This window comes from Microlunatus parietis (genome assembly GCF_013407955.1).
GTDB lineage: Bacteria > Actinomycetota > Actinomycetes > Propionibacteriales > Propionibacteriaceae > Microlunatus > Microlunatus parietis.
Map to the genome: position 1 here is coordinate 4,296,604 of NZ_JACCBU010000001.1, position 21,165 is coordinate 4,317,768.

Sequence of the window (21,165 nt, forward strand, 5' to 3'; positions counted from 1 at the left end):
TGCGCAGAGTCACGGGCGTGAACCCTCGAATCGACCCTTCAGCGGAGCTGCTCGACCTGGCCGACGCGCAGGCCGGCGTCGTGACCGTCGAGCAGGCGGCCCGCACCGGACTCGGCCGGCACAGCGTGGCACGGCTCGTGACAGCCGGACAATGGCGGCGGCTCGGGACCGGGCTCCTCTTCGTGCACCGCGATCAACCGCCCTGGCTGGCGCAGGCCTGGGCCGGGGTGCTCTCGGGCGGGCCCGAGTCGCGCGTCGGTGGTGAGGCTGCCGCCTTCCTGCACGGCCTGACCGATGCGGAACCGGGCCAGATCCTGATCATGGTTCCGCACCGGCGCAGGGTCGCCGACCGCTGGCCATTGATCTTCCAACGTGAACGCGTCGGTGTCAGGTCGGACCGGTCGCCCGGCACTCCGCCCCGGCTGACCGTGGAGGACACGGTGCTCGACCTCTGCACCGACTCTCGTTCGGCTGTGCACTGGGTCACGGCCGCGGTGCAGCGTCGTCGCACGACGCCCGCCCGGCTGGCGACCGCGCTGCGACACCGGTCCCGGCAGTCCGAACGAGCCCTGCTCGCGGACCTGGTCGCCGAGACCCGGGCCGGAGTCGAGTCGCCGCTCGAACATCGCTATCTCCATCGCGTGGCGCGACCGCACGCCCTGCCGCAGGGGATTCGCCAGGCCCGGCGGCACCAGCGCGCGGGACGGCACGACATCGGCTACCCGGAGTTCGGTGTGCTGGTCGAACTGGATGGTTTGCGGGGCCACGCGGGCGAGGACAGGTTCCGCGACTTTCGGCGAGACAACGGCGCTCTCGCCGACGGCCTGGTCACGCTTCGCTACGGCTGGTCGGACGTCGCCGAGCGGCCCTGCGACGTTGCTGCCCAGGTCGCCACGGTGCTGGCCCAGCGAGGCTGGCCAGGTTCCATTCTGCGGTGCCGGGACTGTCCGACTCTCGCTACTGGGGCGATCCAGGCCGGGTAGTCGCGGCACCAGACTCCCCGGTCCCTCCCTTGACTTCATATTTCCGATCGGTAATATGTTCCGCATGAGCGCGTACGCCGCCCTGGCCGAGCCGCATCGCCGGCAGATCCTGGATCTGCTGCGTGACGGGGAACGGGCTGCGGGGGAGCTGGTGCAGCGGCTCGATCTCAGCCAGCCGGGCGTGTCCAAGCACCTCAAGGTGCTGCGGGAGGCCGGGCTCGTCGTGGTACGGGCGGAAGGGAAGCAGCGGCTCTACGCGTTGCGGCCGGAGCCGCTGGCCGAGGTGGACCGCTGGCTGGAGCCGTACCGCGCGCACTGGTCGAGACGACTCGACGCCCTGGAACGACATCTTGAGGAGAACCCATGAACAGCACGCCACGCGACGGGACCCTGGAAACGATCGACGGCCGGCCGGCCCTGCGCTTCGAGCGGGTGCTGCCCTACCCGGTGGAACGGGTCTGGCGGGCGGTCAGCGTCCCGGCCGAGCTGGGCAGCTGGTTCCCGGCCGCAGCCGACTGGACACCGGCGGTCGGCGAGACCTTCGAGGCCGGCGGCGCGGTCGGCGAGGTGACCGAGGTCGACCCGCCGCACCGGCTGGCCTGGACCTACGCCGGCCAGCTGCACAGCTTCGACCTCATCGAGGAGGGCAACGGCACCAAGCTGGTCTTCATCCACGTGGTCGGCGACGGGATGCCGCTGGCGCAGACCGCGGCCGGCTGGCACACCTACCTGTCCCGGCTGGAGCCGCACCTGTCCGGCGAGCCAGTCACCGAAGAGGTCGCCCATCAGGACTGGGCGGAGACGCACGAGCGCTACGCCGCGGCGTTCGGCGTCGACCCGGCCCCGGGCCGCGCCTTCGCGGAGGCGCTCAAGGCCAACGCCGAGAGCTGAACCGAAGCCCGAGCCGACACGCCGACCCGGGTCGGCGACACACCTTGCCCCGTTGACCGGCGGGCCCGAGGGTTCCTAGAGTCCCGCGATTGTGCATACCTTCGCAGAACTCGCCCGAGCGGAGTTCCGGAGGTTCAGCAGCTATCGGATGGCGGTCGTTGCGGGCGTGTTCACCAACTCGGTCTTCGGATTCATCCGAGCCAGCGTGCTGTTGGGGGCGGTGGACAGCGCCGGTGGTGATCTTGGTGGCTACACCAGGGAGCAGGCGTCCAGCTATGTCTGGCTGGGGCAGGCGCTGCTCGCCTCGGTGGCCATCTGGGGCTGGTCGGAGATCGCCGACCGGGTCAAGAACGGCGACATCGCCGTTGACCTGGCGCGTCCGGTGGACCTCTACTTCTCCTGGTGGGCCAGGGATCTCGGCCGGGCCGCGTTCACGCTGCCGGCGCGCGGGCTGCCGCCGTTCCTGGTCGGCGCGCTGGTCATGGGCGTCGCTCTGCCGCCGACTCCGCTGTCGTACCTGATCGGGGTGGTCAGCATGGTGCTGGCCGTGTCGATCAGCTTCACGCTGAAGTTCCTGATCAATCTGGCCGCGTTCTGGGTGATCGACATCCGCGGCCTGGTCGGGGTCTCGGTCGTGGTCAGCAGCTTCTTCTGCGGCCTGTTCGTCCCGGTGCACCTGTTCCCGGACTGGCTCAAGACGATCGCGTACGCGACGCCGTTCCCGTCCATCCTGCAGTTCCCGATCGACGTCTTCTCCGGTCGCGCCTCCGGTCTGGAGGCGCTGCAGGTGATCGGCGTCCAGGCGGGCTGGCTGGCCGGGACCTTCGCCCTGGCTCGGCTGGTGCAGCACCGGGCGTCGCGACGATTGGTGGTGCAGGGTGGCTGAACTGTCCTTGATCGACTCCTACCGGACCGTTGTCGCCTCGCGGATCCGAGCCCAGGCCTCGTACCGGCTGAGCTTCACCGTCGAGACCTTCAATTCGATCTTGGTCGGAATCGTCGAGTTTGCCGAGATCTACGTCCTGCTGGCCAACGTGCCGCAGCTCGGCGGGCTCACCCTGGCCCAGGCGGCGCTGGTGTTCGCGTTGGCCAACCTCGGCTTCTCGATCGCCGACATGATCTTCGGCCAGCTGGACTCGATCCCGCAGTACCTCCGGCTGGGCAAGCTGGAGTCCTTCCTGGTCCGGCCGATGCCGCTGATGACCCAGATGATCACGTCCGACCTCCAGCTGCGCCGGCTGGGCCGGGCCCTGGTCGGGTTGGTCATCCTGATCATCGCCTGGGCCTTGCTCGGCCTGCCGATGACACCGGGCACGCTCTATCTCTTGATCATCACGCCGATCACCGGCGCCGCGATCTACGGCGCGATGTTCACGCTGGCCGGCGGGATCCAGTTCTACGTGATCGACGGGGCCGAGTTCACCAACGCGTTCGTGTACGGCGGCGGCTACGCCGGCCAGCTGCCCGGCAGCGTGTTGCTGATGCCGGTCCGGGTGCTGTTCACGTTCGTCATCCCGGCCACCGTGACCGCGTACCTGCCGGCGCTGTTGATCTTGGGGGAGCCCGGCCCGGAGCTGTTGCCGAGCTGGCTCGGCTGGTTCGCCCCGCTGTTCGCGATCTGGGCCTGGCTGCTGGCGGGGTTCGCCTGGCGGTCGGGAGTCCGCAAATTCACCGGAGCCGGAGGCTAGAGCGATGTCCGAACCGATCATCGAGTTCACCGACCTGCGCCGGACCTTCGTGGTCCGGACCAAGGCCGGCCTGCTGCGCCGGGCCAAGCGCGAGGTGCACGCCGTCGACGGGATCAGTGTCACGATCCAGCCGGGCGAGGCGTGCGGCTACATCGGCGCCAACGGGGCCGGCAAGTCGACCACGATCAAGATGATCACCGGGATCCTGGTGCCGTCGGCCGGCACGGTGCGGACCTGCGGGATGGAGCCGGTGGCGAATCGGCGCCGGCTGGCCCGCGAGATCGGCGTCGTGTTCGGCCAGCGCAGTCAGCTCTGGTGGGACCTGCCGCTGCGGGAGTCGTTCCGGATCCTGGCCGCGATCCACCGGATCCGGGCCGCGGACGCGCGGCCGCGGATCGACCAGCTGATCGCCGACCTGGCACTCGGCGACCTCCTCGACACCCCGGTACGCCAGCTGTCGCTCGGCGAGCGGATGCGGGGTGAGGTGGCGGCCGCGCTGGTGCACCGGCCGCGGCTGCTGGTGCTGGACGAGCCGACGATCGGCCTGGACATGATCAGCAAGGAACGGCTGCGCAACTTCCTCCAGGCCGAGCGGGCCCAGCAGGGTACGACGCTGCTGCTGACCACCCACGACATGGGCGACATCGAGCGGCTCTGTGAACGGGTGCTGGTGGTCGACCACGGACGGCTGGCGTACGACGGAACTCTGAACGGGCTGGCCGAACGGGTGGCGCTGCAGCGGGTGCTGGTGGTCGACCTGACCGAGGCGCACGCGCCGCTCCGGGTGGCCGGGGCCGAGAACATCGGCACCGAGCTGGACGGACAGCGGCAGCGGCTCGCGTTCTCGCCGGAACAGACGACGGCGGCGCGGGTGCTGGCGGAGGTCTCGGCGCAGGCCGAGGTGGTCGACCTGACCCTGGAGGAGCCGGCGATCGAGGAGATCGTCCGGACTCTCTACCACGGTCAGGTCGCGTCCTGACCCCCGATCAGGCGAAGGCGAAGTCCTCGTCGCCGACCCGGAGCCAGGTCCAGATGGTGGTGCCGGTCGCGACGGCGAGCCGGCGTGCGGTCTGCAGATTGATCGAACTGGCGCCGCTGAGAATGTCCTTCAACAGTTCGAGCGCGATCCCCGATCGGGCGGCGAACCCGGCGACCCCCCAGCCGCGAGCCTGGATTTCCTCGGCCAGGTAATCGGCCGCGGTGGGTTTGGGAAGAGTGATCTCCTTCATGATTCTTGTCTCCTTCAGGACTGTGGCCGCTACTGAACACCTGACGTCTGACAGCGTCGGCCGGTATCGGAGCAACGTCTCGGCGACCGGGCCAGGTTCCGCAGGGTGACCCGGTTCACAGCCGGGAGGAGCCCTCTTCCGGGATCAGCAGCCAGCCGCCGATGTAGATCAGGATCTGCGGGCCGGGCAGCAGCATCGACAGGACGAAGATGACGCGCACCACGTTGGCGGAGATGCCGAAGCGGCGTCCGATGGCCGAACACACCCCTGCGATCATCCGGTCGTTGCGCGGTCGAGCGAGGGAAGCCATGGTGTCCTCCTGGACTGGATCGGTGTTTCGTTCGATGTGCCCCACTCTGCCGTATCCGTACCCGCCTGAAGGCCCTTGTGCAGGCATCCTCCGGGAGTCGCTCAGGGACCCGATGGGTGACACCCCGAGACGACGGATGTCCCCGGATGTGGACACGTTCGGCGACCCTGCCTCCGGGGCGCCGCCGAGCGCTGTAGGTTAGCCCTCAGGCCTCGGTGACTCACTCCGCTAACCCGTGGCCTGAACCTGGGCGGCTTCGGGGGTTGCTGCGATGTACCTTTCTCCGGACGAGGTAGGCGAACGTGGTTCATCCGCGCCGAGCGGTCGTTGACGACGCGGATGATGCTGCGCCGACAACCCTTCCGGTACGGGAATCGGCCCCGGTGACCGAGCAGGAGCGCGATCCTTCGCGCCGAGCGGCGGCAGGGCGGGCGGCGGTACCCCAGACCCCGACACAGCAACGAGCTCGGCCGCCGCGGCAGGCCGACGACACCGACGAGCACCCGGTGATCCCGCCGGAACCCAGGCCCACGCCAAGACGCTCCGGCCCCGGCGACCCCGCCGGCAGCCGCCGCGCCGACCCGGGTCGTGCCGCTGCACCGACTTCTCGTGGGTACGGCGACCAGGCCGGACGGTCCGCCGCTCCCGGCCGGACCGCAGAGCCGGGGCGTCCGGCGGCACCGGGCCGTTCGGCCGGTGCCGATCCCAGCCGCCCGGTCCAGCCCGGCCGGGCCGCGGATCCCGGCCGCTACGGCGAGTCACCCCGGTCGTCCCGTTCCGCTGGACCCGCCCGGTCGGCCGCCACGCCGTCGCGACAGGAGCATGCGGAAGCGGGCCCGAGCCGCCGGGCCGCTCCGCCCGAACCCGCTGCGGGTGCCCGATCCCGAGCCGCCGAGTCGTCCGCTCCAGCGTCCGCCAGTCGCCGGGCCGTGGATCCGGGCTCGGCCGGGAGCCGGACGGACCGACCGTCGCGGGCCTATTCGGAGCCTGGTCGCGACGCCGCACCCGATCCGGGCCGCGCGTCGGCGGACTCCTGGCGTCCCGCTCGTTCGGTGGCCCCGGAGCCCTATCGATCGCCGCAACGCCCGTCCGTTCCGGAGCGCCCGTCCGCAGCGGAGCACCCGTCCGCGCCGGACCGCTCGATCGCGCCGGAACGGCGACCGACGCCAGAGCGGCAGGCGGCGCCGGAGCGGCAGGCGGCGCCGGAGTCGCAGCCGGCGGAGCGCTATCAGGTCGCGGACCGACCGGCCGCGAGGGAGCGGTTGCCCGCCCCGGAGCCGGGTCGCCCGTCGCGCACGGAGGTGCCGTCTCGGGAGCGGCACGACCGACCGGCTCGCTCGGATCACTCCCTCCGGACCCACACTCCGTCATCTCGGTCCGCCGAACCGCAACCCCCGGCGTCGCGGGCCGCCGAGCCCTCACGCTCGTTCGACCCGGCCCGGCCGACCCGGTCCGCCGATCCGGGCCGGCCGACCCGGTCCGCTGATCCGGGCCCGTCGAACCGGTCCGCCGATCCGGGCCGGTCGACTCGGCCCGCCGACCCGGTCGCCTCGCCACGTTCCGGGGTTCCGTTGTCTCGTTCGGCGGACCCGATCCCGACGCCGCGGTCGGCCGATCCAGCGCCGGCGCGGTCCGCCGGGTCGGCATCGCAGTCGTTGCCGTCGCCGATGACGGTCGACAGTTCGTACTGGTCGGAGGCGTCGTCCGCCACCGACCTGTTCCGGTCGCCGCAACCGACGCGTACCGCGGAGCCGCCGCCCCGTTCGGTGGAGGCCGAACGGGCACCCTCCCGGGCGGCGTCCCGTCCGGTCGAGGTGTCCCCGGCCGCACGGGAGGTGTCGGCGCGGGAGTCCACCGTTCCGGCCGCTCGCTCCGACCCGACGCCGACCCGCGAGCCCGAACCGCCGCGTCCCGAACCCGCGCGTCCCGAACCCGAGCGTCCCGAACCCGAGCGTCGCGAACCCGAGCGGGTCGGCAACGCGTACCTGAGCGAGCGCTCGTTCGAAGCCCTGATCTCCGGCGCCCCGGTGCCGACCCCGCGGACCAGCCGCCGGGCGGAGTCCCGAGCCGCGTCGGTTCCGGCCTCGTCGGTTCCAGCCCCGCCAATTCCGGCCCCGTCGGTTTCGGCACCGTCGGTTCCGGCACCGTCCGGTCCGGCTCAGCCTGGTCCGGTTCGGTCCAGTTCGTCCCAGGCCAGCCCGGCCGAATCCTCGCCTCGCGTGTCGCGGTTCGCCGCCGATGCGCCGCCACCGGCGGCGCGGGACAGGTCGGAGCCGGGACTCGGGACCGAACGGCGGATCGACCCCAGTTCGTGGCTCGCTCCCGAGACGCGGGGCAAGCCGGACCCGCGGACCCGGCCGGAGCGGCGAGACCGACCCGAGCCGGCCGCCCGTCCCGAGCCGAGGCCGCAGCCGCGGTCCCGCCCGGAGCCGGAGTCCCGCGGCCGGGGCCGGCGCTCCGGTGCCCGCAGCGGGGCGCTCCAGGTCGACGCGAAGCTGATGTCCGCGGTCGATGTCGAGCCGATCCTGATCGACGGGCTGAGCAAGCAGTTCGACGACCGCTGGGCGGTCCGCGACCTGTCCTTCACCGCCAGGCCGGGCAGGGTCACCGGTCTGCTCGGGCCGACCGGCGCCGGCAAGACGACGACGCTGCGGATGCTGGTCGGGCTGACCCGACCGGCCTCCGGTACGGCGACCTTCGGTGATTACGCGTACGCCAGCCTCCGGCACCCGCAGCGCCGGGTCGGCACGGTGCTCGGCCGCAACTTCCACCCGCGGCACAGCGGCCGGGACCACCTTCGGGTGGCGGCCGCGACGGCCGGGGTCAGCGACGAGCAGGTGGACGACCTGCTCTACCTGGTCGGCCTGGCCGACGCGGCGGCCCGGCCCGCGGAGACGTACTCCCTCGGCATGCAGCAGCGGCTGGCGATCGCCGGCGCCCTGCTCGGCGAGCCGGACTACCTGATCCTCGACGAGCCGGCGATCGGGCTGGACCCGGAGGGCATCCGCTGGCTGCGCGGGTTCCTGCGCTCGTTCGCGGCGACCGGCCGGGTGGTGCTGATCTCGTCCCACCTGCTCAAGGACGCCCAGCAGATCGTCGACGACGTCGTGGTGATCCGGGACGGCCGGCTGCTCGACACGATCGACATGGCCGAGTTGGCCGCGGGCGGCGGCACCACCCGGGTCCGGGTGGACGACCTGAGCGCGGCCCGGACCGCCCTGGCCGACCTGGCCGAGACGATCGTCTGCGGTGACGAGGAGGGCCGCTTCCTTCGCGTACGAAGCCAGGACGTGAACGAGATCGGCTTCCGCCTCTACCGCTCCGACGTCATCGTGTACGAACTCGTCCGCGAGGAACTGGACCTGGAGCAGCTGTTCTTCAGCGCGCTCGAGGGCGCTGCATGACCACCCCACGACGTACTTCTCCTCCGCTGCGCTCCACCGAACTACGCCGCGGGGACCCCGGATGATCGGTGTCCTCCGCGCCGAACTCCTCAAGGTCCGGGCCGACCGGCCGAGCCGGGTGCTGGTGTTGCTGGGCCTGTTGCTCGGCCTGGGGTCGGCGGTCCTGACCGGGCTGCTGGTGATCCAACCGGAGTTGGCCGCGGGGCAGCCGGTCACGGTGCTCACCCGGGAGCCCGGCGCGGTGATCGCGATCCTCAACGGGGCGATCCCGATGACCCGGATCCTGGCCGTCGTCTCGGGCGTGATGGCGATGTGCCGGGAGTACAGCCACAAGACGCTGGCGCAGACGTACCTCTCCACCCCGAACCGCTACAGCGTGATCGGCGCCAAGGCGGGCGCCCAGCTCCTGGTCGGCCTGATCATCGGGCTGATCAGCGTCGTGATCGGCCTGGTCGTCGCGATCGGATTCGTGATCGCCGCCGGCGGCTCGCTGTTCCTCGACCAGGGCGGGACCTGGGGCGCACTGCTGCTCGGGGTGCTGTCGATCGCCATCTGGTCGCTGATCGGCTGCGCCGCCGGCGTGCTGATCCGCGACGTCGTGATCACCCTCGCCGTGGTGCTCGGGTTCTGCTTCCTGGTCGACCCGACGCTCGCCGCGATCTTCGCACAGCAGGGCTGGACCCTGGTGCAGAATCTGCTGCCCAGCGGCGCCACCGCCGCGATGGTGCAGAGCCACAGTCCGCTGATGATGCTCAGCGCGAACCCATTCCCGCCCGGACTGGCCATGCTGGTGCTGATCGGCTGGTGTCTGGTTCCCGGCGTGATCGGGACCCTGCTCACCATCCGCCGCGATGTCGAGTGACGGGGGCACTGCCGATAGGATTCCGAGCATGGCGCGCGTAGTGGTGGATGTGATGCCGAAGCCGGAAATTCTCGATCCGCAGGGCAAGGCCGTCACCGGCGCACTCGGTCGACTCGGCTTCTCGGGGATCTCGGTCCGGCAGGGCAAGCGGTTCGAACTCGAACTGGAGGGCGAGGCGACCCCGGAACGACTGGCCGAGGTGGAGAAGGCGGCCGAGACGTTGCTGGCGAACACCGTGATCGAGACGTTCACGGTCCGGGTCGAAGCGGACGAGCCGGCCGCGGCCGAGGTCAAGGCCTGATGCCTCGCATCGGTGTCGTCACCTTCCCCGGTTCGCTCGATGATCACGATGCCCTGCGGGCGATCCGGCTGACCGGCGCGGAGCCGGTCCCGCTGTGGCACGGCAGCGATTCGCTGGACGGGGTCGACGCGGTGATCCTGCCCGGCGGCTTCTCGTACGGCGACTATCTGCGCTGCGGCGCGATCGCCCGATTCGCCCCGATCATGACCGAGGTGATCGGCGCGGCCGAGGCCGGGATGCCGGTGCTCGGCATCTGCAACGGCTTCCAGATCCTCTGTGAGGCGCATCTGCTGCCCGGCGCGCTGGTCCGCAACGACGTCCGGACGTTCGTCTGCCGGGACCAGCGGCTGCGGGTCGAGTCGACCGACACCACCTGGACGTCGGCGTTCCAGCCCGGCCAGGAGATCACCATCGTGCTCAAGAACGGTGAGGGCGGGTACGTTGCGGACGAGGCGACCCTGGATCGGCTCGAGGGCGAGGGCCAGGTCGTGTTCCGCTACCTGAACGGCAACCCCAACGGTTCGTACCGCGACATCGCCGGCATCTGCAACGAACGCGGCAACGTGGTCGGCCTGATGCCGCACCCGGAGCACAACGTCGAGACCCTCACCGGACCGACCACCGACGGCCGGCCGTTCTTCGAGAGCGTCCTGAGTTTCCTCGCCGCCCGGGCCTGACGGCCCCGTACCTAGGAATTGTTCACGTGGCCGACACCGTTGAGAACGCGACCAAGACGCCCGACCAGAAACAGCCCTGGGGCGACCTCGGCCTGAAGGCCGACGAGTACGAGCGGATCCGGGAGATCCTGGGCCGCCGGCCGACCTCGGCCGAGCTGGCCATGTATTCGGTGATGTGGTCGGAGCACTGCTCGTACAAGTCGTCCAAGGTGCACCTGCGCCGGTTCGGCGAGCTGACCCAGGAGACGCCGGTCGGCAAGATGCTGGCCGGGATCGGCGAGAACGCCGGCGTGATCGACGTCGGCCAGGGCTACGCGGTCACGTTCAAGATCGAATCGCACAACCACCCGAGCTACGTGGAGCCGTTCCAGGGTGCGGCGACGGGCGTCGGCGGCATCGTCCGCGACATCCTGGCGATGGGTGCCCGGCCGATCGGCGTGATGGACTCGCTCCGGTTCGGCCCGCTGGACGCCCCGGACACCGCGCGGGTGCTGCCCGGTGTGGTCGCCGGCGTCGGCCAGTACGGCAACTGCCTCGGCCTGCCCAACGTCGGCGGCGAGGTCGCCTTCGATCCCACCTATCTCGGCAATCCGCTGGTCAACGCTTTGTGCGTCGGCGTGCTGCGGCACGAGGACCTGCACCTGGCGCACGCCACCGGGACCGGCAACAAGGTGATCTTGTACGGCGCCTCGACCGGCGGCGACGGCATCGGCGGCGCATCGATCCTGGCCTCGGAATCCTTCGAGGACGGCAGTACGGCGAAGCGGCCCAGTGTCCAGGTCGGCGACCCGTTCATGGAGAAGCTGCTGATCGAGTGCACGCTGGAGCTGTTCGCGGCCGGCGTGATCAACGGCATCCAGGACTTCGGCGCGGCCGGGATCTCCTGCGCCACCTCGGAACTGGCGGCGGCCGGCGACGGCGGGATGCATGTCGAGCTCGACCTGGTGCCGCTGCGGGACCCGACGCTGGCGCCGGAAGAGATCCTGATGAGCGAGTCCCAGGAACGGATGATGGCGGTCGTCGCGCCGGCCGACGTCGAGAGGTTCATGGAGATCTGCGCCAAGTGGGACGTGCAGGCGACCGTGGTCGGCGAGGTGACCGGCGACAAGCGGCTGGTGATCGACTGGCACGGCGAGACCATCGTCGACGTCGATCCGCGTACGGTCGCGCACGAGGGACCGGTGTACGAACGCCCGCTGGCCCGGCCGGCCTGGCAGGACGAGGTGCAGGCCCGCGGCGTCGATGATCTTGCTCGGCCGGAGACCGGCGAGGAGCTGGCCGACACGCTGCTGAAGCTGGCCGGTTCGTCCGCGCTGTGTGATCGTTCCTGGGTCACCGATCAGTACGACCGCTACGTGCGCGGCAACTCGGTGCTGGCCCAGCCCGAGAACGCGGGCATGATCAGGATCGACGAGCAGACCGGGCTCGGCGTCGCGCTGGCGACCGACTGCAACGGCCGGTTCTGCTACCTGGATCCGTACCAGGGCGCACAACTGGCGCTCGCCGAGGCCTACCGCAACGTCGCCGTGTCGGGTGCCCGCCCGGTCGCGGTGAGCGACTGCCTGAACTTCGGCTCGCCCGAGGAACCCGCCGTGATGTGGCAGTTCTCCGAGGCCATCCGCGGCCTGGTCGACGCCTGCGGCGAGCTCGGCACGCCGGTCACCGGCGGCAACGTGAGCTTTTACAACCAGACCGGCGAGGTGGCGATCCTGCCGACGCCGGTGGTCGGCGTGCTCGGTGTGATCGACGACGTGACCAAGCGGACCCCGTCCGGCTTCCAGCAGGCCGGCGACGTGATCTTCCTGCTCGGCCGGACCACCGACGAACTCGCCGGTTCGGTCTGGGCGAGCGTCGTCCATGATCATCTCGGCGGCCGGCCGCCGGAGCTCGATCTTGATCACGAGCGGCGGCTGGCCGAGTTGTTGATCACCGGCTCGCGACGCGGCATCCTGGCCAGCGCGCACGATCTGTCCGACGGCGGCCTGGCCCAGGCGCTGGTGGAGACGACATTGCGGCACAACCTCGGGGCCCGGGTCGAGTTGCCGGCCGGGCCGACACCGTTCGTGTCCTTGTTCTCGGAGAGCTCGGGCCGGGTGCTGGTCTCGGTCCGCCCGGAGTCGCGCGCCGAGTTCCTCGGTCTGTGCGCCACCCACGGCGTCCCGCGAACCAAGCTCGGCGAGGTCACCGCGTCGGGTGATCTGGTCGTCCAAGATCAGTTCACGCTGCCGCTGGACCGGATCCGGGAGACCTGGACCGCTCCCGTACCCGCGGCGCTCGGGGTCGCCTCAACCGTCGGCTGACTCGGCCACCGCCGGCGTCGTTTCCCATCACCTGAGCGATGACGCACGCTGTCATGGCCGGGTTTGGGGTCGTTGTCCATCAGCTGATGGAAGACGCACGGGGAAGGCTGGGTGGCCGGGGCCGTTATCGCTCAATTGATGAGAAACGTCCGCCGTCGGGATCTTGCGCCGGGTCGGGGCGGGGCAGCCAGCGAGCACTGAGCAGGCCGAGCGCCAGGTGGAGCAGTACGGCAACTAGGGCGGCCGCTTGCAGCCCGAGGACGAACGCGGACTTCGCCTCGCCGATGATCATGGCGGGCAGGCCGGGGAGTTCCAGGGTCTCGGCGAGCGTCGGGGCCAGGCCGGGCCCGGACAGCCGGAACAGGAACGCGGCGAGTGAGCCGAGCAGGGCGATCCCCAGCGCGTTGCCGAGCTCGTTGCTGGTCTCGGCGATCGCCCCGGCCGAGCCGGCCCGTTCGGGCGGGACCGCGCCCACCGCGGTGTCGGCGACGACGGAGAACGAGAGGCCGTACCCGACACCGGCGATCATGGTCGAGGCGACGTACCAGCTGAGGCCGGCGGTGCCGGTCGCGGCGGCCGGCAGCAGGAGCAGCAGGCCGGCGGCGACCGTGAAGTGGCACAGCTGCAGCACGGTGCGCTTGCCGAGGCGGTCCGCGACGAGCGGGGTGAGGACGCAGGTGGCGATCAGCACGGCCGCTCCCGGCAGCGCGAGCAGCGCGGCCTGCAGCACCGGAATTCCCAGTACGGACTGCAGGTAGACGCCGGACAGGTACGCCGTGGCGGACCACGCGGCCAGCGGCAGCAGGCCGGTGACGATCGCGACGGTGAAGACGCGATCACGGAACAGCGAGAAGTCGATCAAGGGGGTCTCGAGTCGGCGCTGCCGGATCCCGAACCAGGCGAGCAGGGCGATCCCGGCCGGACCGGTGATCATGACGGCGGCCGAGACCCCCTCAGTCGCGGCGTGCTTGATCGCGAAGATCACGAGCAGCAGGCCGGCGGCGGAGGTGATCACGCTGAGCGGGTCGATGCGGCCCGGCCGGGTGGACCGGACCTCGCGGAGCAGGACCGGGGCGAAGATCACGAACAGGACGACCACGGGGAGATTGATCAAGAAGACCGAGCCCCACCAGAACCGCTCCAGCAACACCCCGCCGATCACGGGACCGATCGCGAACCCGGCGGAGAACGTCGCGGCGAACACGCCGATGGCCCGGGCCCGTTGCCGCGGATCGGTGAACAGCTCGCTCAGCACGGCCAGCGCGGACGGCAGCAGCGTCGCGCCGGCGACCCCCATCAGGGCCCGGGCCGCGATCAGTAGCTCCGGGCTCGGCGCGAGTGCGGCCGCCGCCGACCCGATGCCGAAGATCGTCACGCCGATCATGAGCAGCCGGAGCCGGCCGTAGCGGTCGCCGAGGTTGCCGAACGTGATCAACAACGACCCGACCGCGAACCCGTACCCGTCGAGGATCCAGAGCGCCTGGTCGGCACTCGGGGCCAGCGCCTGACTGATCCGCGGCATGGCCAGGAACAGGATCGACCCGTCCATCGAGACGAGCAGGATCGGACCGAGGACGATCAGGAGGCCGAGCACGGCGCGCAGCTGCGGCCCGGAGCGGACCGTGCGAGTGAGGTGTGGCGACATGAGGTCCACGCTCGGGCCTGCCGCACCGGACAGCCATCCCCGTGCCATGGGTAGACCCGACAGGTGCACCCTGGCGCGGCCCGGCGCGGCTAGCCTCGACGGTGTGGAGAGTCTGGGAGCGTTCCTGAAGAGCCGGCGCGACCGGGTCACGCCGGCCGGGATCGGGCTGCGGACGTACGGGACCGCCCGCCGGGTGCCCGGGCTGCGGCGGGAGGAGCTGGCCCAGCTGGCCGGAGTCAGCGCCGGCTACTACACCCGGCTGGAACAGGGCCAGGCCGAGACCGCGTCCGCGCAGGTGCTCGACGCGCTGGCCCGGGTGCTGCGCCTCGACGACGTGGAGACCCTGCATCTGCACAATCTGGCCCGCCAGACGGCGCGGCACGGGCTGGCCGAGCCGCCGCCCGAGCAGCCGCACCCTCGTGCGCTCGCGCTGCTGGAGTCCCTCGGCGACGCGACTCCGGTGATCTTGCTCGGCCGGCGCGGCGACGTGCTGGCCTGGAACCGCACCGGCCACGCGCTGTTCGCCGAGCATCTCGACTTCGACGCACCGGCCTCGCCACGCCATCGCCCGTCGATCCCGCGGATGGTCTTCCTGGACCCGCTCACCCGGGACCTGCACCGCAACTGGGCCGAACTGGCCCGGATCCACGTGGCCTATTTGCGGCTCACCGCCGGCCGCTACCCGACCGATGCGCGGCTGGCCGAGCTGATCGGCGAGCTCACCATGGGCAGCGACGAGTTCGCGGCGCTGTGGGCGACCGGGGAGGTCGCCGACTGCACCGTCGGCGCCATGAAGCTGCAGCATCCGACGGTCGGCCCGGTGGACGTCACGTACCAGGTCTGGCTGCAGCCGGACAGCCCGGACCACCGGCTGGAGTTCTACACCCCGGACGACGCCAGTTCCGCGGACGCGTTGGCGATCCTCGGCGGGCTGTCCGCCTGATCAACGACGGATCGAGTCCAGGAAGTCGGCGATCCGTTCGATGGCCTCGGTGAGCACCTCGGTGTCGGGCAACGTGACCAGCCGGAAGTGGTCCGGGGCGGGCCAGTTGAAGCCGCTGCCGTGGGTGACCAGCAGCTTCTTCGCGCGCAGCAGGTCCAGTACGAACTTCTCGTCGTCGTCGATGCCGAACCGTTCGGTGTCCAGCTTCGGGAAGCAGTAGAGGGCGCCGCGCGGCTCGACGCAGCTGACCCCGTCGATCTCGTTCAGCAGCCGCCAGGCGAGCTTGCTCTGCTCGTAGAACCGACCGCCCGGCTCGATGAACTCGTTGATCGACTGGTAGCCGCCGAGCGCGGTCTGGATCGCGTGCTGGGCCGGCACGTTCGGGCACATCCGCATGTTGGCCAGCAGGGTGAGGCCCTCCAGGAAGTCGCCGGCCAGATGGCGCGGACCGGAGATCATCACCCAGCCGGCCCGGTAGCCGCAGACCCGGTAGGCCTTGGACAGGCCGGAGAAGGTCAGACACAGCACGTCGTCGCCGGCGAACTTGGCCGTGTGGTGATGTACGGCGTCGTCGAAGATGATCTTCTCGTAGATCTCGTCGGAGAAGATCACCAGGTCGTGCCGGCGCGCGATGTCGACCAGTTGGCGTACGGTCTCCTCGGTGTAGACGGCGCCGGTCGGGTTGTTCGGGTTGATGATCACGATCGCGTGCGTGTTCTCGGTGATCTTGGACTCGATGTCGGCCAGGTCCGGGTCCCAGCCGTTCTCCTCGTCGCAGCGGTAGTGCACCGGGGTGCCGCCGGCCAGGGTCACCGCACCGGTCCAGAGCGGGTAGTCCGGGGCCGGCACCAGGATCTCGTTCCCGTCGTCCACGAACGCCTGCAGCACCATCGTGATCAACTCCGACACCCCGTTGCCGATGAACACGTCGCCGACGGTGGTCTCGGTGAGGCCCCGGGACTGGTAGTGGTGGGCGACCGCGGTCCGGGCCGAGTAGAGCCCGCGGGAATCCCCGTACCCCTGCGAATTCGGCAGGTGGTGCACCATGTCGGCGACGATCGCCTCCGGGGCGTCGAAGCCGAACAGGGCCAGGTTGCCGATGTTGAGCTTGAGGATCTTGTGGCCCTCGGCCTCGAGCCGCTCCGCCTCGGTGAGGATCGGGCCGCGGACGTCGTAGCGGACTCCGCGAAGCTTGCGGCTCTGGATGATCGGACGCATGGCTGCTCGCATTTCGTAGGGTGTGCCGTATGACTGTACGTGAAGCGGTGGAGCGGGTGCTGCCCGGAGTCCTGGACGATCTCAAGCGGCTGGTCGCGGTCGAATCGGTGAGCGCCGACCCGGCCCGCGCCGACCAGGTGCTGGCCAGCGCGGAGCTGGCGGCGGGCCTGATCCGGGACGCCGGGGCCGCCACGGTGGAGATCGCCACCGAGGCCAGCCAGCCGGCGGTGATCGCGTCGTTCCCGGCCCCGCCGGGAGCCCCGACCGTCTGTCTGTACGCGCACCACGACGTGCAGCCCGAGGGCGACGCGGCGCAGTGGACCACGCCGCCGTTCCAGGCCACCGAACGGGACGGCCGGCTGTACGGCCGCGGCACGGCGGACGACAAGGGCGGCCTGGCCGTGCACCTGGCGGCGCTGCGGGCCTTCGACGGCCGCCCTCCGGTCGGGGTGAAGCTGTTCATCGAGGGCGAGGAGGAGATCGGGTCGCCGGGCCTCGGCAAGCTGCTGTCGGCGCACCGCGAGGCGCTGGTCGCGGACGCGTTCGTGATCGCCGACTCGGGGAACTGGGAGGCCGGCCGGCCCGCCTTGACCACGACGTTGCGCGGCCTGGCCGACTGCGTCGTCGAGGTGCGCACCCTTGATCACGCGATCCACTCCGGCTCGTTCGGCGGGGTCGCCCCGGACGCGCTGACCGCCCTCTGCCGGCTGCTCGCCACGCTGCACGATGATCAAGGAAATGTCGCCGTACCGGGGCTGGTCTCCGGTGCCGGCCCCGACCTCGACTATCCCGAGGAACGGTTCCGGGCCGAGTCCGGCATGCTCGATTCGGTACGGACTCTCGGCGAGGGATCGGTCGGGCAGCGGCTCTGGGAGAAGGCGGCCATCGCGGTGATCGCGCTGGACGCGACGCCGGTGGCCAAGGCGTCCAACACCCTGCACGCGACGGCGCGGGCCAAGATCAGCATGCGGCTGGCCCCCGGCGACGACGCGCCGAGGGCCCTCCGCAACCTGACCGAGCACCTGACCGCCAACGCGCCCTGGGGTGCCCAGGTGACGGTCACGCCCGGTGATCTCGGCGGTCCGTCCCGGATCCCGTTCGAGGGCCCGATCGCCGCGGCGCTGGGCGGGGCGATCACGGAGGCCTGGGGCGTCGAGCCGGTGCTGGTGGGGCAGGGCGGCTCGATCCCGATGGCGGCCGAGTTCGCGATCGCCTACCCGGAGGCGGCGATCTTCCTGACCGCGGTCGGCGACCCGCAGTGCCGGGCGCACGGGATCGACGAATCACTGCACCTCGGGGACTTCCGGGCCGCCTGCCTGGCCGAGGCGCTGTTCCTGGAGCGGCTGGCGACCGCCTGATCGAGGCCGTCCCGGCGGCGGGTCAGGGAAGCAGGTTGCGGACGTAGTTCGCGGCGAGCAGGAACAGGAAGGCCAGGCCGACCAGGGCCAGCACGAGTTGCGGGAGGCCGATCCGCAGCGCGCCGCGATCACGGTGCCGGGCCAGCACGAGCATCACGATCCCGATCAGCGGGGCGACCAGGATGGTGACGGCCTGGGCCGTGATGATCAACTGCACCGGCACCCGGCCGAAGGTGATCGCGACCACGCCGCCGAGGACCATCACCGCGGTGATGCACGCCTTGACCGGCACCGACTGCAGCCCGCCGCGGTCGATCTTGAACGTGCCGGCCAGCAGTCCGCCGCCGATCGTGCTGTTGCCGATCAGCGACGAGAACGCGGCCGCCCACAGACCCAGCGCGAACAGGACGGTGGCCCACCGCCCGACGGTCGGCGTGAGGATCGTCGCCATGTCGGTCGGGGCGGTCACCTTGACCCCGGCCGGGTGCAGCACCGCGGCCGCGGCGACCATGATCACCAGCGACAGCGCGCCGAGGATCAGGCTGCCGACGACGGCGTCCCGGCGGGCGGAGCGGTAGTCCGCCGGGCCCCAGCCCTTCTCGCGGACCAGCTGGATCTGGTAGAGCGCACCGACGACCGAGAACGTGGTCGCCGTCGCGCCGACCACCAGCGCCGAGGAGCCGGTGGGCAGCGACGGCACCAGCCCGCCCAGCACCGCCAGCGGATCGGGCCGGGACACGACCGCGGTGATCACGAAGATCAGCAGCATGGCCAGGATGATCACGACCATGGTGCGCTCGAGATACCGGTAGAACGACGGCAGCCACAGGAACCCGATCGCCACCAGCGTGAAGACGGCCGCGAAGACCGCCGTACCGCCGCCGAACAGGACCGAGCCGGCAGCGCCGGTGCCGGCGGAGTTGCCGGCCTGGAACGACGCCGTGACCAGGAATCCGCCGATCCCGACGCCCGCCGCGACCACCCGGCCGAGCCGGCGCTCGATCGTGGCCACCGGGCCGGTGTCCGTGCTCAGCCCGATCCGGACCGCAAGATCGACGAAGCAGAGCATCAGCAGCGTCGCGATCACCGGCACCCAGACCAGCTGGTACGAGAACCCGGCGCCCAGCGAACTCGCCGTGGTGATGCTGCCGGGCCCGAAGACCAGGGCGGCGGTGATGAACGCCGGGCCGAGCCGGCCGCGCAGTCCGGTCCGGGCGGGTGCTGGCGCTGTGCTCATGGGGATTCCTTGTCCACGGCGGGTTTGCGGACAAGCTTGTCGTGCACCGCGATCCGATGCAACCGATTGCGATCATTGCTGGTCGGCCTCCCACTCGCCCTGAGCCTGTCGTGCCAAGCCAGACCGTGCCCCGAGCCTGATGTCGCGATTTCTCTTGGCATCGACCGCAACTGCTCCGTGCAACGTTGCACAACTCCAATGCGAAGAGAAATCGCGACATCGCGGGCCCGGCCCGGCCGTGCGCGCACTACGACCCCTCACCACGCCCGTCGCTTCACGATCGGAGCCCCTGCGTCACCGAGCGGACTGCTTGACCGGGAAACCTCGCCTGTCATGTCTCGGGTTCGTCCGGACAGTATGTCCGAGGTCAGTGTGGACAGATGGTGGTGTGGTTGGTCAAGGGTCGGGGCCGCGCGGGAGCTGCGAGGAGGGTGGCGTCGTCCTCGTCGTGGTCAAGGCCGGGGCCCTTCGGGTTGGCCTTCGGCCAAGCCTTGACCTCGTCTCCGGGCGCCTGCCGATTCGCGGTCAGCTTCAGCGTGGCGGGTTTGGGCCGAAGCCGCTAGAAGGGTTGGGACCGCTCGGTGGCGTCGCGGCTGCCGTGTTCTGGTTGCCAGCCGCTGGATTCGTCGAGGAAGTCGTCGGGCCAGGGTGCGGGCCGGCCGGTGTCGTCCCACCAGCCGGTTTCGTAGCCGGCTTCCAGGGCTGCCCGGTATTGATCTTGGGTGAAGCCTGGACCGTGGATGTCGCGGAGGTCGATCTTGGTCTCGTCTGGTTCAGCGGCGTCTGGTTCACGATCGTTGTTGATCATGGTTGTTCCTTGCGTTGTCGTTGTTGGTGGATCAGCAGGGGCAGCCGGCCGCCGCGGGGCCGTCCGTTGCTGTAGTAGGTCTTGCCGGGTTCGAGGACCTGGGTCCGGAGGTGGCGGCCTCGGCCATCGAAGATCGTCACGGTCTGACCGGTGCTGATCGTGGTGACGGTGGTCTTGGCATGTTCACGGCCGAGCTGGATCCGGACACCGTCGACCCGCACGCTGCCGTTCGCGGCGACTCTGGGCTGTTTCGACCGTGCCGGCCGTGCCGGTGCCGGTGCCGGTGGGGCCGGGACCGGCGGGACCGCGACCGGCCCAGCGGCCATGACCTCGGCCGGTGTGCGCAGGCCGAGGGCTTGATGGCCACGGTCGTGGTTGTAGTAGCGGTCGAACTGATCCAGCTGTGCTTGCAACTCGGCCAACGAGGTCGCCCTCGGCCGGGCTCTCAGCCAGCGTTGCACGGTCTGATGAACCCGTTCGTCCTTGCCCTGGGTCTGCGGATGCCCCGGCCGGCCGGTGATCGGACGACACCCCAGTCCGGTCAGATGATCAACCAGACGGCTCCGCCGGCCGATCCGGGTCTGATTCAACGCGCTGCCGTTATCGGTGAGCAGCAGACACGGCACCTGGAACGCAGCGATACCCCTGTCGACCACCAGGATCGCCGCCTCCACCGTTTCACCCCACGCCGCGAGCGAGGCGATCATGAACCGGGAATGATCATCCACGAGCTGGAAGATCACACACGCACGGTCAGCGGCCAGCACCCAGTCGAACGCGTCGAGCTGCCAGCACTCATGCACCAGCGCGAACACGAACCGTCGCACCGCCGACCGCGGTCGTTTCTGCGGTTGCGGGACCACCATCCCGCGACGGGAGAAGATCCGGGCCAGCGTCGACGCGGCCGGCGGCGTCACACCCAGCCGGTCCATCCGGAACCGGACCGAGACCGGTCCGTAGTCACAGCCCTGATCCCTCAGCTCCTTCCGGAGCCGGACCGCCAACTCCTCGATCTCCAGCCCGACCGCGAGCGGATGCCCCTGCGGCCACGACCGCGAACGTGGCTGGACCGCCGCCGCCGGATCCTCCGCTCGAGCACGAGCCCGGAGTTCGTAGAACCAGGACCGCGACAGCTTGTGCCGCTCACAGAACCGAGAGACCGCGCCCCGCGGCGCGTCCTCGGGCCAGAACGCGATCTGAACACGAATGTCCACCGAGACCACCCTGTCTGCCATGAACGCCAGCATGCGTTCGTCCGAACTGTCCGGACGAACCCGAGACATAACTGTCCGGTCGAACACAAGTCAGGAC

The 21,165-nt window shown here is 70.6% G+C and carries 21 protein-coding genes; 13 read left to right on the forward strand and 8 right to left on the reverse strand.

The annotated features are described in order from the left end of the window. The first annotated feature begins 17 nt into the window (after positions 1 to 17). The 6 genes from BKA15_RS20615 to BKA15_RS20640 all read left to right on the forward strand — a co-directional run bounded on the left by BKA15_RS20615 (position 18) and on the right by BKA15_RS20640 (position 4,541). A complete protein-coding gene (locus BKA15_RS20615) occupies positions 18 to 983 on the forward strand; it encodes a type IV toxin-antitoxin system AbiEi family antitoxin domain-containing protein (protein ID WP_179753905.1) in 966 nt (321 codons plus the stop codon). A 64-nt stretch (positions 984 to 1,047) separates the two neighbouring features. Continuing rightward, the gene (locus BKA15_RS20620; RefSeq protein ID WP_179753907.1) at positions 1,048 to 1,350 is read left to right on the forward strand and encodes an ArsR/SmtB family transcription factor; all 303 of its coding nucleotides are present in this window, start codon (positions 1,048 to 1,050) and stop codon (positions 1,348 to 1,350) included. Beyond that, positions 1,347 to 1,874 (forward strand): SRPBCC domain-containing protein, encoded by a 528-nt coding sequence (locus tag BKA15_RS20625; RefSeq protein WP_179753909.1) that lies wholly within the window; start codon positions 1,347 to 1,349, stop codon positions 1,872 to 1,874. Before BKA15_RS20620 ends, BKA15_RS20625 begins: the two co-directional genes overlap by 4 nt. 148 nt (positions 1,875 to 2,022) lie before the next feature. Next, positions 2,023 to 2,760, forward strand: coding sequence for an ABC transporter permease (locus BKA15_RS20630; RefSeq protein ID WP_218871496.1), 738 nt, complete (start codon positions 2,023 to 2,025; stop codon positions 2,758 to 2,760). Then, positions 2,753 to 3,562 carry an ABC transporter permease gene (locus tag BKA15_RS20635; protein ID WP_312879162.1) on the forward strand — a complete coding sequence of 270 codons (810 nt, stop codon included), beginning with the start codon at positions 2,753 to 2,755 and terminating at the stop codon, positions 3,560 to 3,562. Before BKA15_RS20630 ends, BKA15_RS20635 begins: the two co-directional genes overlap by 8 nt. Before the next feature lie 4 nt (positions 3,563 to 3,566). Then, positions 3,567 to 4,541 carry an ABC transporter ATP-binding protein gene (locus BKA15_RS20640; RefSeq protein WP_179753913.1) on the forward strand — a complete coding sequence of 325 codons (975 nt, stop codon included), beginning with the start codon at positions 3,567 to 3,569 and terminating at the stop codon, positions 4,539 to 4,541. A gap of 7 nt (positions 4,542 to 4,548) precedes the next feature. Here the strand turns inward: BKA15_RS20640 and BKA15_RS20645 are convergent, their stop codons facing one another. The 3 genes from BKA15_RS20645 to BKA15_RS20655 all read right to left on the reverse strand — a co-directional run bounded on the left by BKA15_RS20645 (position 4,549) and on the right by BKA15_RS20655 (position 6,956). After that, entirely contained in the window at positions 4,549 to 4,791 is a 243-nt protein-coding gene (locus BKA15_RS20645) for a helix-turn-helix transcriptional regulator (protein ID WP_179753915.1), read from the reverse strand. Between the two features lie 115 nt (positions 4,792 to 4,906). Further along, entirely contained in the window at positions 4,907 to 5,146 is a 240-nt protein-coding gene (locus BKA15_RS20650) for a PspC domain-containing protein (protein ID WP_312879165.1), read from the reverse strand. A gap of 1,297 nt (positions 5,147 to 6,443) precedes the next feature. After that, the gene (locus BKA15_RS20655) at positions 6,444 to 6,956 is read right to left on the reverse strand and encodes a hypothetical protein (RefSeq protein ID WP_179753917.1); all 513 of its coding nucleotides are present in this window, start codon (positions 6,954 to 6,956) and stop codon (positions 6,444 to 6,446) included. A gap of 364 nt (positions 6,957 to 7,320) precedes the next feature. Between BKA15_RS20655 and BKA15_RS20660 the strand changes: the two genes are divergently transcribed. The 5 genes from BKA15_RS20660 (at position 7,321) to purL (ending at position 12,645) form a co-directional block, all read left to right on the forward strand. After that, positions 7,321 to 8,505: an ATP-binding cassette domain-containing protein gene (locus tag BKA15_RS20660; RefSeq protein ID WP_218871497.1), complete on the forward strand. Its 1,185-nt coding sequence runs from the start codon at positions 7,321 to 7,323 to the stop codon at positions 8,503 to 8,505. Positions 8,506 to 8,566: 61 nt separating this feature from the next. Further along, positions 8,567 to 9,367 (forward strand): ABC transporter permease, encoded by an 801-nt coding sequence (locus tag BKA15_RS20665; RefSeq protein WP_179753919.1) that lies wholly within the window; start codon positions 8,567 to 8,569, stop codon positions 9,365 to 9,367. A 28-nt stretch (positions 9,368 to 9,395) separates the two neighbouring features. Then, positions 9,396 to 9,668 carry a phosphoribosylformylglycinamidine synthase subunit PurS gene (gene purS / locus BKA15_RS20670; RefSeq protein ID WP_179753921.1) on the forward strand — a complete coding sequence of 91 codons (273 nt, stop codon included), beginning with the start codon at positions 9,396 to 9,398 and terminating at the stop codon, positions 9,666 to 9,668. Continuing rightward, positions 9,668 to 10,345, forward strand: a complete 678-nt coding sequence (gene purQ / locus BKA15_RS20675) for a phosphoribosylformylglycinamidine synthase subunit PurQ (protein ID WP_179753923.1) — start codon at positions 9,668 to 9,670, stop codon at positions 10,343 to 10,345. The genes purS and purQ overlap by 1 nt, the downstream gene beginning before the upstream one ends. Before the next feature lie 26 nt (positions 10,346 to 10,371). After that, positions 10,372 to 12,645, forward strand: a complete 2,274-nt coding sequence (purL, locus tag BKA15_RS20680; RefSeq protein ID WP_179753925.1) for a phosphoribosylformylglycinamidine synthase subunit PurL — start codon at positions 10,372 to 10,374, stop codon at positions 12,643 to 12,645. A 124-nt stretch (positions 12,646 to 12,769) separates the two neighbouring features. Here the strand turns inward: purL and BKA15_RS20685 are convergent, their stop codons facing one another. Further along, positions 12,770 to 14,338, reverse strand: a complete 1,569-nt coding sequence (locus tag BKA15_RS20685) for an MFS transporter (RefSeq protein WP_179753927.1) — start codon at positions 14,336 to 14,338, stop codon at positions 12,770 to 12,772. A gap of 55 nt (positions 14,339 to 14,393) precedes the next feature. Here BKA15_RS20685 and BKA15_RS20690 point away from each other — a divergent pair, with 55 nt between their 5' ends. Next, positions 14,394 to 15,233: a helix-turn-helix transcriptional regulator gene (locus tag BKA15_RS20690; RefSeq protein WP_179753929.1), complete on the forward strand. Its 840-nt coding sequence runs from the start codon at positions 14,394 to 14,396 to the stop codon at positions 15,231 to 15,233. Here the strand turns inward: BKA15_RS20690 and BKA15_RS20695 are convergent, their stop codons facing one another. Then, on the reverse strand, positions 15,234 to 16,451 hold the full coding sequence (locus BKA15_RS20695; protein WP_179753931.1) for a pyridoxal phosphate-dependent aminotransferase: 1,218 nt from the start codon (positions 16,449 to 16,451) through the stop codon (positions 15,234 to 15,236). Positions 16,452 to 16,480: 29 nt separating this feature from the next. On the opposite strand from BKA15_RS20695, the gene BKA15_RS20700 reads away from it, so the two are divergent. Beyond that, positions 16,481 to 17,809 carry a dipeptidase gene (locus tag BKA15_RS20700; RefSeq protein ID WP_179753933.1) on the forward strand — a complete coding sequence of 443 codons (1,329 nt, stop codon included), beginning with the start codon at positions 16,481 to 16,483 and terminating at the stop codon, positions 17,807 to 17,809. Positions 17,810 to 17,831: 22 nt separating this feature from the next. Here BKA15_RS20700 and BKA15_RS20705 read toward each other — a convergent pair whose 3' ends face one another. The 3 genes from BKA15_RS20705 to BKA15_RS20715 all read right to left on the reverse strand — a co-directional run bounded on the left by BKA15_RS20705 (position 17,832) and on the right by BKA15_RS20715 (position 21,089). Beyond that, positions 17,832 to 19,046 carry an Nramp family divalent metal transporter gene (locus BKA15_RS20705; protein ID WP_179753935.1) on the reverse strand — a complete coding sequence of 405 codons (1,215 nt, stop codon included), beginning with the start codon at positions 19,044 to 19,046 and terminating at the stop codon, positions 17,832 to 17,834. 559 nt (positions 19,047 to 19,605) lie between these two features. Then, positions 19,606 to 19,854 (reverse strand): hypothetical protein, encoded by a 249-nt coding sequence (locus BKA15_RS20710; protein ID WP_179753172.1) that lies wholly within the window; start codon positions 19,852 to 19,854, stop codon positions 19,606 to 19,608. Beyond that, on the reverse strand, positions 19,851 to 21,089 hold the full coding sequence (locus BKA15_RS20715; RefSeq protein WP_179753937.1) for an integrase core domain-containing protein: 1,239 nt from the start codon (positions 21,087 to 21,089) through the stop codon (positions 19,851 to 19,853). The genes BKA15_RS20710 and BKA15_RS20715 overlap by 4 nt, the downstream gene beginning before the upstream one ends. Positions 21,090 to 21,165: the final 76 nt, after the last annotated feature.